Genomic DNA, 15,229 nt, shown 5'->3' with positions numbered 1-15,229 from the left:
AAATTTACTCCAAATTTAATTGTGCTAATTCACCAATCAGCTTAGCAGCTAGCTGATCATTTTCCACCATTCCTGTGGTAGATGCTGAATTCTCTTGATAATCGCTCAAATATCCATGTATTTTACTTACTAAAGCCTGTTGACCATTAAGTTTGCTTTGTAATGTTGCAAGATTATTTTGCTTACTAGTGAGATTACATTGAATATTACTAAGACTATATTGAGTACTATTAAGAGTACTTTGCTTACTAGCAAGATCCTTTTGAGCATAATAAAGATTATTTTCCTCATTAGCAAGAGCCTTGTAAGCTTGTGAGAATTGTGAAGACAACTTACGAGAATGTGAGTAATGCTTACCATAAGAAGATATTGCATTATCCTCCATATTTTGTAAAGTACGGTAATCTCCATCAATATCCATCACTGGAGCATCGCTTAAACTATTAAATTTATTTTTTACTATTTCTAATCTTCTTAATACTTCTTTTCTTGTGCTTAATTCGTATTCACTTAATCTTTCTTTTGCCATAAAACCTCTTTAATTTTTTTACTTCAATAATCTCCGAAACTACTTATATAGCTGCCCGTTAAAGTTCTAGATAGCTTTTCCGTCATTGCAAGCAGTAGCGAAGCAATCCATTTTTAACCATTTTCCTGGATTGCTTTGTCGGTCTTATGCCCTCCTTGCAATGACATTTAGGAACTTATAACAATATCAAGAAACTAATTTGTGGTTGCTATATTATTTCTAAAAATCCATATATTTTAATAAGGTATAAAATATATTTTGGTATGTAAAGTATATTTTATAAAAAATTAGTGAAATATTTAGTTTAGTGGCAATTATGCAATGATTATATAATTTTAGTTGTAGGTAGAATTTAATTTATACACATTATTTTCTTACGACTCCTTAGGCAAAAAAATCCCTAAAATACTTTATTACGCGAATTTTGGATAAGAAGTTAAAAAATTTATAATTTTTTACTGATAAATAGTTAGTGCAAGTTATTATTATGTTATAATGAAATATATAAGCAAGTTATGATTAAATACCATGTTCATGAGTTGTTATAAATTATTAGACATAAGAGTGAATTTTAGTTGATTGAGTAAAATATGAAAGAAAAAACCCACAATAATTATCAGCCAAGAATGTTTGTTGGTACCGATGACTTCAAGACATTATTGCTAAATAGTGATGTATTTGTTGATAAGAGTCTAATGATCAAAGAATTATTAGAAGATAGTGGAGCAGTCACGCTCATTACTCGCCCAAGGCGTTGGGGGAAGAGCTTGAATATGGATATGGTGCGGAGATTTTTTGAGATAGAGGTGGATGAGTATGGGATACCCTTGCTGCAAGAACAAAGAGTTAATCATAAACTGTTTAGTGGAGGAGCAGTGGATTTAGGCTTTGATGAGACTAAAGAACTAAAGCCATTAAAAATTGCTAATGTAGCAAACTCTATGAAACGTCAAGGTCAATTCCCAGTTATTCTTATAACTTTTAAGGGCGTTAGGGGTAGTAGTTATGAAGAAATTGAGGTTGGAATTAAAAGTCAAATAATTAATTTATTTGCCAAGCATCGTTATTTAGAGCGTTATATAAAACAAGATGAAAAATTATTGATTGATGCACAAAAGGAAATATTACAAAGATATTTTACAGGCAAGTTAATAGAAGATGACATTAAAAATAGTTTAAAATTTCTAAGCGACTTACTTTATAAACATTTTAATCAGAAAGTCTATATATTAATCGACGAATATGATACACCAATTAATAGTTCCTACATGGAATTTGGTCATAAAGAAGAATTTAATCAGGTACTTAAACTATTCCGGGCAATATTTGGTAATAGTCTTAAAACCAATGATTCATTACAAAAAGGTGTTATTACCGGCATATTGCGTGTTGCTAAGGCTAATTTGTTTTCAGATTTGAATAATTTAACTGAATGTAGTTTACTAGATGAGAATTTTACAGACATCTATGGCTTTACTCAAGCAGAAATTGATGAATTATTAACCAAAGTACCTCTTGAAACCAATCCAGAACAAATTAAAAATTGGTATAATGGCTATAATTTTGGTGGAGAAGTCATTTATAATCCTTGGTCAATTATGAGATGTTTAGCTCAGAAGGGCAAGCTTGATCATTATTGGATTGATAGTGGTGGAACTGATTGGATTGATCATGTGTTACTCTCAGATGAGAGACAAAGAGATATTCAGGCTTTAGTTGCAGGTGAAACGATTACTTCTTCTATTACTAAACATATAAATTTTGCTGATATTAACCAACCAGAAGGGTTATTTAGCTTATTATTATTTAGTGGTTATCTAAATCCTACAGCCAAGATGTCAGAACAAGATATTTACGAACTATCTATCCCTAATTATGAGGTAAAATATATCTACCAAAAAAGAATGGTGCAATGGGTTAGTAAACAATTAGATATTGATAATTCGGGATATTATTCTTTCGTTACTTTATTACCAGATGGTAGAATAGAGGAGTTTAAGGAGCGTCTGCAGGAATTGTTACTTAATTCTACTAGTTTTCATCAAACAGGAGAGAAAAAAGCCGAATTATTTTATAGTGGCTTTATGCTCGGCTTTATTAATATGCTAGGTTCTAATTATATAATATCGAGTGAACAAGAATCAGGGGATGGCAGAGCTGACGTTGTAATGATTCCAAAAATTGGTAAAGGTGATAAAGCGATGATTATCGAGTATAAAATCGCTAAATCCTCAGAAGAGCTAGCAGATATAGCTAAATCTGGTTTACAACAAATTATTAATAAAAAATATGATAGTAAAATAAAAGAGCATTCACATGTAAAACAAATATTAAAAATTTCGATGGCATTTTGCGGAAAAAATATGGAGTTAGAATATGAAGTAACGAAGCTCTAATAATAGAGCGTAAGCGTTTGAATTATGAGCAATTTAGTATCTGATTGGGTTCGGAAATTGTTCACTACACTCCGCCATTCGGTACAAGTTGTCGTTTTTTCAAAAATATCGAACGGGAAACGTAGAGAGGTCTCAAGTTTTTTGCCTCTAAGCTTCAGGTTCTGAAATACGAATTTTATCATTTTGCGTTTTTGAGGCATTTCAGAACCTTGAAAAGTTTTATAGGCTTCAGAAGCTAGAGTTATCAAGGTTGAGACGGTATCAGTAAATTTGTCATCTGCTTCATCATAAATTTTCAATAATCGATTAATTTCATATTGACGATCTTTTAATTGTTGTTTTTTTGCTTGAAATTCTTCTGTACTCAATTCACCATTAAGTCGTAAATCTATTAACGAGTTCAATCTTTTTTCGTTTTCAGTATGTTCTTTCTTTAACCTGAATATTGCATGAAAGAATAGAGACAAAACCCTTGTAATACTATATAATATAAGTGTTAAAAGAACATTACACAGAGGGTTTTGCCATGACAAATTGTACAGGATTAATTTACCAATCGAAAGTAAAAAATCGTCAAATAGAAATAAATTTTGCAGGAGGTAATATTAGTAGCGATGGAGGTGTATTATTGCTAAGAGAAGCAGATAAAAGACTTGGTCTAACTAATGAACTGGCTAAGATTTTTCCTGATAAGCGAGATTCTGATAAAATTACTCATACTATTTTAACAATGCTCAAACAGCGTATTTATGGTATTGCTCTTGGTTATGAAGATTTAAATGATCACGATAATTTAAGAAAATGTCCAGCTTTGCAAACAAGTATAGACACACTGGACGATATGGCTAGTAGCTCTACTTTATGTCGTTTAGAAAATAAAGCAGATCGTGGATTTGCTCTTAAAGCTCATAAGGTGATGATTGACAAGTTTGTCGAATCTCATAAAACCGTGCCGAAACAATTATAGTTAAACCCATAAAATTAGGTGACAAAGAACATAGTAATAATTTCAAATAATTTGCTGGTTTCTGTTACCTTATTTTTAATCCATCGTTTCATATTAGCCCAAAACTTCTCTATGGGATTTAAGTCTGGTGAATATGGCGGTAAAAAAATAAGCTTGCAACCAACTGATTCTATTAATTCCTTTGTTTTCTTTGATTTATGGAAACTAGCATTATCCATCACTACAACTTGTCCTGCTTTTAACTCTTTAATTAAAAACTTCTCAACCCAATTATTAAATAACTCTGTATTGCACGTTCCATTAAAAACAAAAGGAGCTATTGATTGATTGTTTACCAAGCCAGCTATGATATTAGTTCTTTGATAGTGTTTCCCACTCTTCTTTCCAATCAGTAATTCTCCTGTTTTACTCCAGCCTCTATCTTGGCAAATACCTGTATCTATACCGCTTTCATCAATATGCACTATTTGCCCTTTATCATATTTATTGATCTCTTCTAAATATTCAGCTCGTCTGTCTACACTTGACTCCATGTAGGTAAAGGTTTTTTTTTATAACTAAAACCTAGCTGTTTTAATATCCTTCCAGTTTGAGACCTCGCAATTCCAAACTCTTTACCAATATCTTGTAATCTCATATTTGGATTATTTCTTACAAAATTTGCTAACTTTTGCTTATCAACTTTACTTTTAAAACCTACTCTAGCTTTTGCTAATATCGTTCCTTCCTTTCTCTTCCTTACGTTCCAGCGACTAATTGTATTTTTATGTATATCGAATATCTTGGCAGCCGCTCTTTGACTATTACCTTTTTCTATATAACTTATTACTTTTTTTCTTAAATCTTTACTATATGGGCTTGTTGACATTTTTTCTCTTATTTATACCATATAATGTCATCTAATTCAACGGGTTTAACTATAGTGATGGATAATGCTAGTTTCCATAAATCAAAGAAAACAAAGGAATTAATAGAATCAGTTGGTTGCAAGCTTATTTTTTTACCGCCATATTCACCAGACTTAAATCCCATAGAGAAGTTTTGGGCTAATATGAAACGATGGATTAAAAATAAGGTAACAGAAACCAGCAAATTATTTGAAATTATTACTATGTTCTTTGTCACCTAATTTTATGGGTTTAACTATAGTAGAATATATACGTGATAAGTTTTTACAAGGTACTGAATTAGCTAAAGCCTTGGTAGGAACGGTGCGTTTAAAATTGTTCAAAATTGGTGCTGTAATTATTCGTAGTACTAGGAGCATTAAATTCTTGTTGTCTTCATCTTATCCTTACCAACATATATGGGATAGTGTTATGAAAAAATTAGCTATAGAATAAGCTAATATGGTACTGTCCCCGGTACAATAAAAAATGGGGGTAAGGGGGGATTCTATCTTAAATCAGGAAAAATTGCATATCTAGACATAATTTAAGTGAAAATTAACATATCCATGACCACTAAGCGATATTGCCATTTTATTTTTATAAATACCTCCTTCATGCAATATTCAGGCTAGGTTCTGTTGACAAAATTTTTAACGTAACCATATTAAAGCTCCAACAAAATTTAGAAAGGCTAAAAAGGTGGCTGGGGCTTTATCAAACCTAGAAAATATACGCCTAAAATGTTTGATTTTACCAAAGAAACATTCAATTAAATGGCGTTCTTTATAAATATGTTTATCATATTCACGTTGTACTTTACGATTAGATTTTGGTGGGATAACAACCTCACGCCCCTTATTTTCTAAGCTTTCTACAAACGCACTACTATCATATCCTTTATCGCCTATCACCGTCGTATTCTGAACATCTTTAGTAAGATTTTCAGCCTGAGTGATATCATTTCTTTGCCCAGCAGTTAGTATAAACTTCAGTGGGTTACCCAATGCATCAACGAGGGCATGAATTTTAGTACTAAAACCACCTTTGCTTCTACCTAAAGCTGCTTCCTCTTGATTACCTTTAATATATCCAGATGAGCAAGCATGTACTCTTACAATAGTTGCATCAATCATCATTGATTCCATATCTACATCTACTTTAACATGATCCATTAAAGCTTCCCATATACCTTTGTCAACCCATCTCTTAAATCTGCGATAAACACTGTACCAACAACCATAATAATCAGGCAGAAGACGCCATTGACAACCTGTTCTAGCAATAAGCCATATTGCTTCAATAAACTGTCTTATTTTTTCCTCATTCTTGTTGTGTATAGCTTTTTTTTTCTTAAAAAATGATAAAATTGCTTCCCATGCTTGGTCTTCTATGTAATACTTCATATCGGTAGTTTCTTGGTTTCGATAACTAGAAACTACCATTTCTTCTTACTATTGCAACTTCTTTATTCTACTCTGATAACTTAACATAAAATTTTGTCAACAGAACCTAGTAAGGTATATTCACGAACATTATTCAAATCCGAAAATAAATTAGCTTTAGCAATCCGTAATATGCCAGTTATTACCCCTTTTTCCACACAAGTATTAGTTTTTAAACTGCTACCAAAAATTCCACGGAATATTTTTAGTACATCATTAAACTCTTTTAGTTTATCACCAAATTCGATATAAGCACTATTGATTGGTGTGTCATATTCATCGATCAATATATACACTTTTTGATTAAAATACTTAAAGAGTAACTTACTTAAAAAGCGTAAACTATTTTTTAAATCATTTTTATTAAGCTTCCCATCAAAATATCGCCTTAGCTTTTCTTTCTCTACATTATTTAATAATCCTGTATTTTCTGTCACATGATAATTTAAGTAATGATGACTTGCAAATAATTCTATAATTTGATCCTTTATACCCAGTTCTATTTCCTTATAACTACTACCTTTAACATCTTTAAAATTGAGCAAAATCACAGGAAATTGACCTTGACGTTTCATGCTATTTGCATCACTCGCAATTTTCAAAGGTTTTAGCTCTTTAGCTTCGTCAAACCCTAAATCTACTGTACCACCGGTAAATAGCTTGTTATTTACTCTATCCTCTTCAGGTAAAGGCTTACCTCTCTCATCCACCTCTATCTCAAAAAATTTCTGTAGCATGTTCATATTCAAACTTTTACCCCAACGCCTTGGTCTGGTGATTAGGATAACTTTACCACTATCTTTTAGCAAATCTTTGATCATCAGGCTTTTATCAACAAATACATCACTATTTACTACTAAGTCATAGAATTCATCGGTACCTATCCTCATTCTTGGTGGTTTATTGTTACCTTTAACAATATTAGTTTTTCTGTTTGATATATTATCAGAAAGTTCTACTGTCATATTAATTTCATTATATTAGAAAATATATTATAAACTTTATTAAGTAAATAATAGCACAAACAAGCTAATCTAGCGAGTAGATTTACAGAAAATAAAATTCTTACATTGTACATAGGGTTAATCTAAATTATTGTAGCAATTAATCAAAATTACAATAGTTAAAGAAAATTCAAAATAAAAAAATGATAGAAAACTAAAATAAGTTACCTACTATTAGACGAAATTTTTAAAATTAGTATAGTATTTTGTAATAAAAATGTTGGGATGGCTTATATTAAGTGAAGTTATGTATAATTGTTATCGAGTGAAAGTGATAGGGGTAAAAACATTGGATGGTAGCCATTCTTAACTCTGTCAAGGTTACCAAACTAGACACTAGGGGGCGCCATTCTTCGATTTTGGTACATTTTACGAACATATAAAACGGTGGACGTAGCTTAAAGTCTAGCTTCCCGTCTTTCAATTCCAGGTTCGCAAATACTAAATTTACCAATTTACGTTTTCCCTCAGTAGTCGAACCTTTGAAAGCTTCTGCCGCTCCGGAAGCCAATTCTACTAAGCTGATCAGGCATTCTGAAAATTTATCATCGGCATTGTCGTGACTTGCTATTTCTCTGGCAATATCTTCACGTTTTTGTATTAACTGTTCACGTTTCTCTTCATGTTCTGCTTTTGTAATATCGCCATCCAAAAATAAATCTGTTAGCTTATCCATGCGAGTTTTTATCTTTGTGTGTTCAGATTGTAATTCAGATATACGGTTCTTATGGTAATCTTGTTCAATGTTAGCTGAGCTTTTTATATAAGATATTACTTCTTTCAGTAACTCAGGCTCTAATCTTAGTGTTTCAAAAACCTTTTCTACTTCTTTTAATATTATTTCTTCTTTCACGTATATTCTCCTATTATGGTTATTAGAATCCCAGGTTCTTAAATATATCCATTCTTCAGTTTTACCATTTGCATATGTTTTCTTTTTAGTTTCAGTAGTAGCTAGCCTACCAGTAGCTACACATTTTATTAATCCTCTAAATATATACTCTTTTTCTCCATATTTAAATGGTTTTTTGTTCCAACCAAGTCTCACTGCCTGGCAAGCATCAAATACCTCCTTGGTAATAATAGGCGGGTAGATATGTGGGTATTCTTTTTTAGTTTTTAATATTCTCATTACTCCATAGTAAAATGGATTGGTAATAATCGAATAAATATGCGATTGACATAACTGACCTTGATTACCTCTAGCATTACGTAATCCCCATTCTTTTGTCTTCTCTAGCATCTCAGATAGAGTATGAGTACCTGTAGCATATGTTTCAAATACTTTTTTTATCAAAGGAACACGATCTGGGTCAACTATTATTTTACCTTTGCCTCTATCTCTGCTATTATTGCTTTTTATATGCAAATAGCCTATAGGGGCTGTACTTATCCACTCTCCTTGACGGAGCTTTTGAGCAATACTACGATTTACATTATCTCTAAGGTTATCTACGTAAGATTGAGCCATCATCACAAAAAGATTCCATACCATTTTTTCTTGAGATGTAGAGTATCTATGAATAATACCAATTGAAATAATTAACGCGGTATATTAATCCACTCTCTATACATAATTGATTTTACTAAAGTTGCATTTCTACTAAGTTGATTCCAGGCATAGCAAGCATTAGCAACGATATCTTCGTATACACCGTAACATTGATTAGATAGTAAGTGATTTTTGATCTACTGCCAAATTTGTTCCATCGCATTTAATTCCGGTGCGTATGGCGGAAGCGGTACCAAGGTAATGTTACTTGGAATAATTAATTTTTTCGCTGCATGCCACCCGGCATTATCTGTTAATAATGCAACATGCCTACCAGAATCAATAGTTAAAGAAAATTCATCTAAGAACTTATTCATTGAATCAGTATTGGTATATGGTAAAATTAACGCAAAAGATTCGCCCGTATCATGGCAAGCAGCTCCATAGATGTATGTTGAGATAAATTGTTGCTGCCTTACTTTCCTAGGTCTGCTCCCACGTTTAGCCCATATGCGACTTAAACTACCTTGCTGCCCAATTCGAGTTTCATCCTGTGACCAAATGTCAACCTTACTCCAATCAATATCTTTTGGTAATAATACTTTTAGCATATTGGCGAAGTTTTTTTATATGTATTTTGAGTTGCTTGATTAGATTTTGGGTGTACTGAACGAGAAGTAATCCAGCTAAAACCAAGTCGATGTATAGTGTTATAAACTGTTTTTAAACTACATTTAATACCATATGTTCAAATAACATATTATGTAATTCCTTTCCTGTTATATAACCACCTGTCTTACTTTCACTCAACATATTTATTTTATCAGACAAAAAAGATTCTTGTAAGCTATTGAATTTTCTAAACGCACCACTCCTATGCGATTCAAATAATCCATCAAAGCTAGAGTTTCTAAATCTTCTAAGCCAAGATTGTACTGTTTTCCAGTGCGATCCAACTATTATCGATACAGTTTTCAATGACTTGCCTGATTGCAGGTGATGCATTGCTAATAAGCGTATGCGATTTCTTCCGTGCGACTCGTTTTTCATTAGGCATATGAAATCATGCTCATGAAAACCTTTTGGTAATATTAATGTTCTTGCCATTTTACTACCTGCTCAAGTTTATATTCCCATATTATAATATACCTCCTTAACTATTTCAATTGGTATAATACCATCAAAAAGAAACAGGAAGATTCAAAGAGAGATAGATAAATATCTATATAAGCTAAGGCACATTATTGAAAATACATTTCAAAAATTTAAAGAATGGCGTGGTATAGCAACAAGATATGCTAAAAATACAAAATCATACATGGCGGGTCTTTGTTTAAGGGCTTTACTAATGTGGACTCAAATCTCGTGACGACACACCCTAGTTGGTTTGCTAAATCTACAAGGTTAAAGAACTTTGATTTATAACCCTTTCTTACTGCCCTTGCACTAATGGCTATAGCAAGGTGCGTTTTGCCGGTACCAGTCCCTCCAATTAACACTATATTTCTAGAACTATTAACAAACTCACAACTATATAAATGCATAATTTGCTCTTGGCTTATTGGGGTATCAGTAAAAATAAAATTATCTATATCTTTCTTCTCTGGAAACTTTGCAGCTCGAATTCTACTTTGAATAGCTCTGAGTGTTCTAGTACATGAACAAGATAGTGCTGAAGTAATTTTTTCAACATTAATGGGAGATATTGTTGAACCTAGAAGACAATTTATTCAAGCAAATGCCTTGAATGTAATTAATTTAGATGTTTAAAATTTAAATCTTTAACATTAGCCATTATTTGTATCTTTTTACTATTCAATGTCGTTTATGTTTGTTATGCTTTTATGCTTCCAAGAATTGTTTTGTAAAAATATCATAGATTCAGGTACTCACTATTCATTTTCAAATCTAATTCTTGGAATCATTCGAGTAGACATTAGTTACTCATGTAATTAACAGGGAAACTCGATATTTTCTGCTAACTAAATGTACAAAATGATTGGAGATAGATTATGATATCAAAAAATAATATTGTATTTATGGCACTGCTACTTGTAACAAATGTTGATATTATAGCAATGCCACTACCTGGTAAGAGTCTTGATAATGAGTACTTAGAAGGATTAAGTGACAAGGAACTTGACGAAGAATATGAGCAGCTATTTAACTTCACGTTAAACAATCTAAGAAAAACAGAAAAGCAGCTTAAGGAAGAGCAGGAAAGCAAAAAATCACTTGAGCAACAACTGAATGATGAAAGAGAGAAAGCAACTAATAAGGTTATTCAGTTTGAACAAAAACTAAAAGATATACAAGGACAGCTGGCGACGGCTCAAAGCAAGGAGCAAAAACTTAAACAGCAATTGAGTAACGAAGCTACTCAGTTTAAGAAAAGAATAGAAGATATTAAGGCAGAAAAAAGTAATTTTGAACAACAATTAAAGGATGTAAAACAGAGTGCAGTTATTAATACTACTCAGTTTGAGAAAAGAATAAAAGATATACAAGGACAGCTCAATACAGAGCAACAAACTAAACAAAAACTTGAACAACAATTGAATAACGAAACTGTTCAGTTTAAGCAAAAAATAAAAAATATGCAAGGGCAGCTCAATACAGAGCAACAAACTAAACAAAAACTTGAACAACAATTGAATAACGAAACTGCTCAGTTTAAGCAAAAAATAAAAGATATACAAGGGCAGCTCAATACAGAGCAACAAACTAAACAAAAGCTTGAACAACAATTGAATAACGAAACTGTTCAGTTTAAGCAAAAAATAAAAAATATGCAAGGGCAGCTCAATACAGAGCAACAAACTAAACAAAAACTTGAACAACAATTGAATAACGAAACTGCTCAGTTTAAGCAAAAAATAAAAGATATACAAGGGCAGCTCAATACAGAGCAACAAACTAAACAAAAACTTGAACAACAATTGAATAACGAAACTGCTCAGTTTAAGCAAAAAATAAAAGATATACAAGGGCAGCTCGATACAGAGCAACAAACTAAACAAAAACTTGAACAACAATTGAATAACGAAACTGCTCAGTTTAAGCAAAAAATAAAAGATATACAAGGGCAGCTCAATACAGAGCAACAAACTAAACAAAAACTTGAACAACAATTGAATAACGAAACTGTTCAGTTTAAGCAAAAAATAAAAAATATGCAAGGGCAGCTCAATACAGAGCAACAAATTAAACAAAAACTTGAACAACAATTAAATAACGAAACTGTTCAGTTTAAGCAAAAAATAGAAAATATACAAGGACAGCTCGATACAGAGCAACAAACTAAACAAAAACTTGAACAACAATTGAATAACGAAACTGCTCAGTTTAAGCAAAAAATAAAAGATATACAAGGGCAGCTCAATACAGAGCAACAAACTAAACAAAAACTTGAACAACAATTAAATAACGAAACTGTTCAGTTTAAGCAAAAAATAGAAAATATACAAGGGCAGCTCGATACAGAGCAACAAACTAAACAAAAACTTGAACAACAATTGAATAACGAAACTGCTCAGTTTAAGCAAAAAATAAAAGATATACAAGGGCAGCTCAATACAGAGCAACAAACTAAACAAAAACTTGAACAACAATTGAATAACGAAACTGTTCAGTTTAAGCAAAAAATAGAAAATATACAAGGGCAGCTCAATACAGAGCAACAAACTAAACAAAAACTTGAACAACAATTGAATAACGAAACTGTTCAGTTTAAGCAAAAAATAGAAAATATACAAGGGCAGCTCAATACAGAGCAACAAACTAAACAAAAACTTGAACAACAATTGAATAACGAAACTGTTCAGTTTAAGCAAAAAATAGAAAATATACAAGGGCAGCTCGATACAGAGCAACAAACTAAACAAAAACTTGAACAACAATTGAATAACGAAACTGCTCAGTTTAAGCAAAAAATAGAAAATATACAAGGGCAGCTCAATACAGAGCAACAAACTAAACAAAAACTTGAACAACAATTGAATAACGAAACTGTTCAGTTTAAGCAAAAAATAGAAAATATACAAGGGCAGCTCGCACGGCGACCTGATGAACAATTAGTTAAATTGTATTAAGGCATTAATAAAACGCTTTAAGTTATTTGATGACCAACCCATAGTAAGCATCATTTTTGGTTTGGTCTCTCTTTTGGTCTTTATTCTATTTAAAATATTCAATACAAACCTTCGGATAATAGCCATATTTGCAGGAGCATTGCCTTGACGTATGCTGCTCGCATCTTCATTAAATACCACATCGAGTACCCAATGCATAGATTCAATTCCCCAATGAGACCTTATGCTTTTTAACATCGCTTCAGCGGAATTATTAGAACTACTAATATAATAATTTACTGATTCTGATACTTTATTTTTTTCAACTACTTTTCTTTTTACTTGAATAACACAATTCAAACCAGCCCATTGCTCATAACCAAATATTTTTTTAACATCACGGTATACTTGCAGCAAAACTGCATAACTTTATCTAATTTTTTTGTTAGTATGAATTTTTTATACATTTGGGTTTCATACTATGCAAATACCATCGATTACTATTGAGCAAGTAGCTCAGCAATTTAAAGCTTGGCGTCAAACTAAAACTAATAAGTTTGATCCTATACCAAACCATCTAAAGGAATTAGTTCACCAATTACTCCATCATTATTCTTACCAAGAGATAGCTAAACATCTTAATATTAATAAAGCAACAATTAGTTCAACTAAAAAAGCCCATGAACCTACCATCAAAACTTCTTCTGTCTCAACTTCAAATCAATCCCTACAACAAAATATTAATTTTCTCCCATTTCAACTAGTAAATTCTATAGATACCGATCCTGTAGCTGCTCCCAAGCAAAATCACTATACTTGTCACATTATTAAACCAAATGGTACCAAGCTTATTATCCAAACACTAGAGCCAAAAACTATAATTCAGACATTTTTATGCTGCAACTAACCCCGGCGTCAGTTATTTTTGTTGCCACTATTGCCATCGATTTTCGCAAGGGTATCGATGGCTTAATCGCTGTTTGTAGACAAAAACTTTCTTCTGACCCTCTTAATGGTTCCTTGTTTTTATTCTATAATAAAAACAGAACTGCCATTAAAATTTTGTCCTTTGACGGTCAAGGCTTTTGGCTATGCTCTAAACGCCTATCCAAAGGTAAATTTACGGCAAAACTTTTCCCATCTGATAATTCATCTTACCAAATTTGTTATAGAACCTTACACATTCTTATTCATAATGGCGATCCTAGTTCTGCCAAATTCTCTAATGATTGGCTTCCTGTCGTTTAAGCTGCTGTCTCGATTAATTCCGTATTATTCATATATCTTGCATAGGCAAAAGGCGTATAATCCTCAGGATGCTTCTTTGCTTTGCTACTATGCTCTTGTAGCCAATTTAAATATTTAAAGGCATTGATCTCGTTCTCACTACAAGTCTTTACTATACTATACAGACCACTATGTATCTCAGCACTATTGATTGTTTTAAAGAATAATGAATTCTTCCTTTGTAAAATAATGGTACGCAGTGATCTCTCAGCCCAATTATTATCAAGATTGCTAACTGGGATTTTTAAAAATTGGGTCAAACCTTCTTTATTATTTATCCAATATTTCATAGCTTGTCCAAGCCTACTATTAGGCTCAACTTTCTTGTCGTTAAATAATTCGTCTATTTTGTTATATATGTTTTCTATATATTTACTGCTATGTTCCTGATGATACCCAAGTTTCTCTTCAGGACTCATCTCTTTACATTGATGTTCATTGTGGTAAATCCCACGTGTTTGTTTGAGAAAATATCCGCATTCTTCAGGGTAATATAGTTCATTTTCTGTAAATTTTCTCTGACCATGTGACAAACAATTGATCATCACTATTATTGCCAGTAATTCTTTATCTGCTTCTGATAATACCGGGTTATTATTGTTACTTGCGTCAGTCATTAATTGGATAGAATCTGTTCTATTCTTACGATTCTTTAGTACGTTACCTATATTTTCTCCACCATGCCTATTACCGGTAAAATATAAAACTATTACCTCATTATTTGCAGTCTTAGCACATATTGTAGTAGTATAACAGCTGCGTCCTTTCTTATTTTGAGTACGTAATTTTTTATTGGCTATAGTAATTTCTAAAATCCTAGCTCTAGTATCATCAAGGTTCAGTGAACTACATTCGGCAGCCATTTCCAATAATACCCCGTAAATTTCAGCTCCACCACCTTCTTGCCAAACATCTAAATATTGTTGCCAGAGCGAGCTGTATGCTATAGGAACCCCGCTTAAACTCTGTAGCCTAGATAAACGGTAGAAAGGAGTACCATAGGTCTTTTGTAACACTATTGCACTTCTGCTACTATTTGTCCATTTGTTGATATTTTTATTGTTCATAACTGTATAATCGCAAGCATTACAGCGTAACGTTTTCTTTACATATCTGTTGACTGTAATTGGAGCATTACCTGTAAATTGTAGC

The 15,229-nt window shown here is 32.1% G+C and carries 20 protein-coding genes; 7 read left to right on the top strand and 13 right to left on the bottom strand.

Annotated elements, in window-relative coordinates; genetic code table 11:
• Window positions 1-4 precede the first annotated feature (4 nt).
• Window positions 5-529 carry a hypothetical protein gene (locus ACQH6S_RS07155; protein WP_425360387.1) on the bottom strand — a complete coding sequence of 175 codons (525 nt, stop codon included), beginning with the start codon at window positions 527-529 and terminating at the stop codon, window positions 5-7.
• A gap of 590 nt (window positions 530-1,119) precedes the next feature.
• On the opposite strand from ACQH6S_RS07155, the gene ACQH6S_RS07150 reads away from it, so the two are divergent.
• Entirely contained in the window at window positions 1,120-2,925 is a 1,806-nt protein-coding gene (locus ACQH6S_RS07150; protein ID WP_425360388.1) for an AAA family ATPase, read from the top strand.
• Here the strand turns inward: ACQH6S_RS07150 and ACQH6S_RS07145 are convergent.
• Window positions 2,922-3,392 carry a hypothetical protein gene (locus ACQH6S_RS07145; RefSeq protein ID WP_425364465.1) on the bottom strand — a complete coding sequence of 157 codons (471 nt, stop codon included), beginning with the start codon at window positions 3,390-3,392 and terminating at the stop codon, window positions 2,922-2,924. The two genes, ACQH6S_RS07150 and ACQH6S_RS07145, sit on opposite strands and share 4 nt — an antisense overlap.
• Window positions 3,393-3,451: 59 nt before the next feature.
• On the opposite strand from ACQH6S_RS07145, the gene ACQH6S_RS07140 reads away from it, so the two are divergent.
• Window positions 3,452-3,892 carry a transposase gene (locus ACQH6S_RS07140; protein ID WP_425364464.1) on the top strand — a complete coding sequence of 147 codons (441 nt, stop codon included), beginning with the start codon at window positions 3,452-3,454 and terminating at the stop codon, window positions 3,890-3,892.
• A gap of 14 nt (window positions 3,893-3,906) precedes the next feature.
• Here the strand turns inward: ACQH6S_RS07140 and ACQH6S_RS07135 are convergent, their stop codons facing one another.
• Window positions 3,907-4,425, bottom strand: coding sequence for an IS630 family transposase (locus tag ACQH6S_RS07135; protein WP_425360021.1), 519 nt, complete (start codon window positions 4,423-4,425; stop codon window positions 3,907-3,909).
• Window positions 4,410-4,760, bottom strand: a complete 351-nt coding sequence (locus tag ACQH6S_RS07130) for an IS630 transposase-related protein (RefSeq protein WP_425360020.1) — start codon at window positions 4,758-4,760, stop codon at window positions 4,410-4,412. The genes ACQH6S_RS07135 and ACQH6S_RS07130 overlap by 16 nt, the downstream gene beginning before the upstream one ends.
• 24 nt (window positions 4,761-4,784) lie before the next feature.
• Between ACQH6S_RS07130 and ACQH6S_RS07125 the strand changes: the two genes are divergently transcribed.
• The gene (locus ACQH6S_RS07125; RefSeq protein ID WP_425360391.1) at window positions 4,785-5,021 is read left to right on the top strand and encodes a transposase; all 237 of its coding nucleotides are present in this window, start codon (window positions 4,785-4,787) and stop codon (window positions 5,019-5,021) included.
• 4 nt (window positions 5,022-5,025) lie between these two features.
• The gene (locus ACQH6S_RS07120; RefSeq protein ID WP_425364463.1) at window positions 5,026-5,235 is read left to right on the top strand and encodes a transposase; all 210 of its coding nucleotides are present in this window, start codon (window positions 5,026-5,028) and stop codon (window positions 5,233-5,235) included.
• A 197-nt stretch (window positions 5,236-5,432) separates the two neighbouring features.
• On the opposite strand, the gene ACQH6S_RS07115 is transcribed toward ACQH6S_RS07120, so the two are convergent.
• The 7 genes from ACQH6S_RS07115 to ACQH6S_RS07085 form a co-directional block, all read right to left on the bottom strand.
• Window positions 5,433-6,185, bottom strand: coding sequence for an IS5 family transposase (locus ACQH6S_RS07115; protein WP_425364716.1), 753 nt, complete (start codon window positions 6,183-6,185; stop codon window positions 5,433-5,435).
• 80 nt (window positions 6,186-6,265) lie between these two features.
• A complete protein-coding gene (locus ACQH6S_RS07110; protein WP_425360393.1) occupies window positions 6,266-7,189 on the bottom strand; it encodes an AAA family ATPase in 924 nt (307 codons plus the stop codon).
• Window positions 7,190-7,463: 274 nt separating this feature from the next.
• Window positions 7,464-8,723 (bottom strand): recombinase family protein, encoded by a 1,260-nt coding sequence (locus tag ACQH6S_RS07105; RefSeq protein ID WP_425360394.1) that lies wholly within the window; start codon window positions 8,721-8,723, stop codon window positions 7,464-7,466.
• A gap of 194 nt (window positions 8,724-8,917) precedes the next feature.
• Window positions 8,918-9,331, bottom strand: coding sequence for an IS630 family transposase (locus ACQH6S_RS07100; RefSeq protein WP_425360395.1), 414 nt, complete (start codon window positions 9,329-9,331; stop codon window positions 8,918-8,920).
• Window positions 9,325-9,426, bottom strand: a complete 102-nt coding sequence (locus ACQH6S_RS07095; protein ID WP_425364715.1) for a hypothetical protein — start codon at window positions 9,424-9,426, stop codon at window positions 9,325-9,327. The genes ACQH6S_RS07100 and ACQH6S_RS07095 overlap by 7 nt, the downstream gene beginning before the upstream one ends.
• Window positions 9,427-9,443: 17 nt before the next feature.
• A complete protein-coding gene (locus ACQH6S_RS07090; protein ID WP_425364462.1) occupies window positions 9,444-9,827 on the bottom strand; it encodes a helix-turn-helix domain-containing protein in 384 nt (127 codons plus the stop codon).
• A gap of 191 nt (window positions 9,828-10,018) precedes the next feature.
• Entirely contained in the window at window positions 10,019-10,345 is a 327-nt protein-coding gene (locus tag ACQH6S_RS07085; RefSeq protein ID WP_425364714.1) for an ATP-binding protein, read from the bottom strand.
• 387 nt (window positions 10,346-10,732) lie between these two features.
• Between ACQH6S_RS07085 and ACQH6S_RS07080 the strand changes: the two genes are divergently transcribed.
• The gene (locus ACQH6S_RS07080) at window positions 10,733-12,811 is read left to right on the top strand and encodes a hypothetical protein (protein ID WP_425364461.1); all 2,079 of its coding nucleotides are present in this window, start codon (window positions 10,733-10,735) and stop codon (window positions 12,809-12,811) included.
• On the opposite strand, the gene ACQH6S_RS07075 is transcribed toward ACQH6S_RS07080, so the two are convergent.
• On the bottom strand, window positions 12,794-13,207 hold the full coding sequence (locus ACQH6S_RS07075; RefSeq protein WP_425364460.1) for an ISAs1 family transposase: 414 nt from the start codon (window positions 13,205-13,207) through the stop codon (window positions 12,794-12,796). The genes ACQH6S_RS07080 and ACQH6S_RS07075 overlap by 18 nt on opposite strands.
• Window positions 13,208-13,271: 64 nt before the next feature.
• On the opposite strand from ACQH6S_RS07075, the gene ACQH6S_RS07070 reads away from it, so the two are divergent.
• Both ACQH6S_RS07070 and tnpB read left to right on the top strand, forming a co-directional pair.
• Window positions 13,272-13,697, top strand: coding sequence for a hypothetical protein (locus tag ACQH6S_RS07070; RefSeq protein ID WP_341758053.1), 426 nt, complete (start codon window positions 13,272-13,274; stop codon window positions 13,695-13,697).
• On the top strand, window positions 13,685-14,038 hold the full coding sequence (gene tnpB, locus ACQH6S_RS07065) for an IS66 family insertion sequence element accessory protein TnpB (RefSeq protein WP_341752109.1): 354 nt from the start codon (window positions 13,685-13,687) through the stop codon (window positions 14,036-14,038). The genes ACQH6S_RS07070 and tnpB overlap by 13 nt, the downstream gene beginning before the upstream one ends.
• Here the strand turns inward: tnpB and ACQH6S_RS07060 are convergent.
• A complete protein-coding gene (locus ACQH6S_RS07060; protein ID WP_425364395.1) occupies window positions 14,035-15,144 on the bottom strand; it encodes an IS66 family transposase in 1,110 nt (369 codons plus the stop codon). The two genes, tnpB and ACQH6S_RS07060, sit on opposite strands and share 4 nt — an antisense overlap.
• Between the last annotated feature and the right edge of the window lie 85 nt (window positions 15,145-15,229).

This window comes from Candidatus Tisiphia endosymbiont of Mystacides longicornis, from assembly GCF_964031095.1.
In the GTDB taxonomy this organism is placed as follows: Bacteria; Pseudomonadota; Alphaproteobacteria; order Rickettsiales; family Rickettsiaceae; genus Tisiphia.
Note: the sequence above shows the minus strand (reverse complement) of the source record. Positions and strands in the feature narration are given on the sequence as shown.

Bases quoted from the DNA above. Each gene is read 5' to 3' on its own strand.
- ACQH6S_RS07155 (WP_425360387.1), bottom strand. From the start codon at position 529: ATGGCAAAAGAAAGATTAAGTGAATACGAATTAAGCACAAGAAAAGAA.
- ACQH6S_RS07150 (WP_425360388.1), top strand. From the start codon at position 1,120: ATGAAAGAAAAAACCCACAATAATTATCAGCCAAGAATGTTTGTTGGT.
- ACQH6S_RS07140 (WP_425364464.1), top strand. From the start codon at position 3,452: ATGACAAATTGTACAGGATTAATTTACCAATCGAAAGTAAAAAATCGT.
- ACQH6S_RS07135 (WP_425360021.1), bottom strand. From the start codon at position 4,425: ATGGAGTCAAGTGTAGACAGACGAGCTGAATATTTAGAAGAGATCAAT.
- ACQH6S_RS07130 (WP_425360020.1), bottom strand. From the start codon at position 4,760: ATGTCAACAAGCCCATATAGTAAAGATTTAAGAAAAAAAGTAATAAGT.
- ACQH6S_RS07125 (WP_425360391.1), top strand. From the start codon at position 4,785: ATGTCATCTAATTCAACGGGTTTAACTATAGTGATGGATAATGCTAGT.
- ACQH6S_RS07120 (WP_425364463.1), top strand. From the start codon at position 5,026: ATGGGTTTAACTATAGTAGAATATATACGTGATAAGTTTTTACAAGGT.
- ACQH6S_RS07115 (WP_425364716.1), bottom strand. From the start codon at position 6,185: ATGAAGTATTACATAGAAGACCAAGCATGGGAAGCAATTTTATCATTT.
- ACQH6S_RS07110 (WP_425360393.1), bottom strand. From the start codon at position 7,189: ATGACAGTAGAACTTTCTGATAATATATCAAACAGAAAAACTAATATT.
- ACQH6S_RS07105 (WP_425360394.1), bottom strand. From the start codon at position 8,723: ATGGTATGGAATCTTTTTGTGATGATGGCTCAATCTTACGTAGATAAC.
- ACQH6S_RS07100 (WP_425360395.1), bottom strand. From the start codon at position 9,331: ATGCTAAAAGTATTATTACCAAAAGATATTGATTGGAGTAAGGTTGAC.
- ACQH6S_RS07090 (WP_425364462.1), bottom strand. From the start codon at position 9,827: ATGGCAAGAACATTAATATTACCAAAAGGTTTTCATGAGCATGATTTC.
- ACQH6S_RS07080 (WP_425364461.1), top strand. From the start codon at position 10,733: ATGATATCAAAAAATAATATTGTATTTATGGCACTGCTACTTGTAACA.
- ACQH6S_RS07070 (WP_341758053.1), top strand. From the start codon at position 13,272: ATGCAAATACCATCGATTACTATTGAGCAAGTAGCTCAGCAATTTAAA.
- tnpB (WP_341752109.1), top strand. From the start codon at position 13,685: ATGCTGCAACTAACCCCGGCGTCAGTTATTTTTGTTGCCACTATTGCC.
- ACQH6S_RS07060 (WP_425364395.1), bottom strand. From the start codon at position 15,144: ATGAACAATAAAAATATCAACAAATGGACAAATAGTAGCAGAAGTGCA.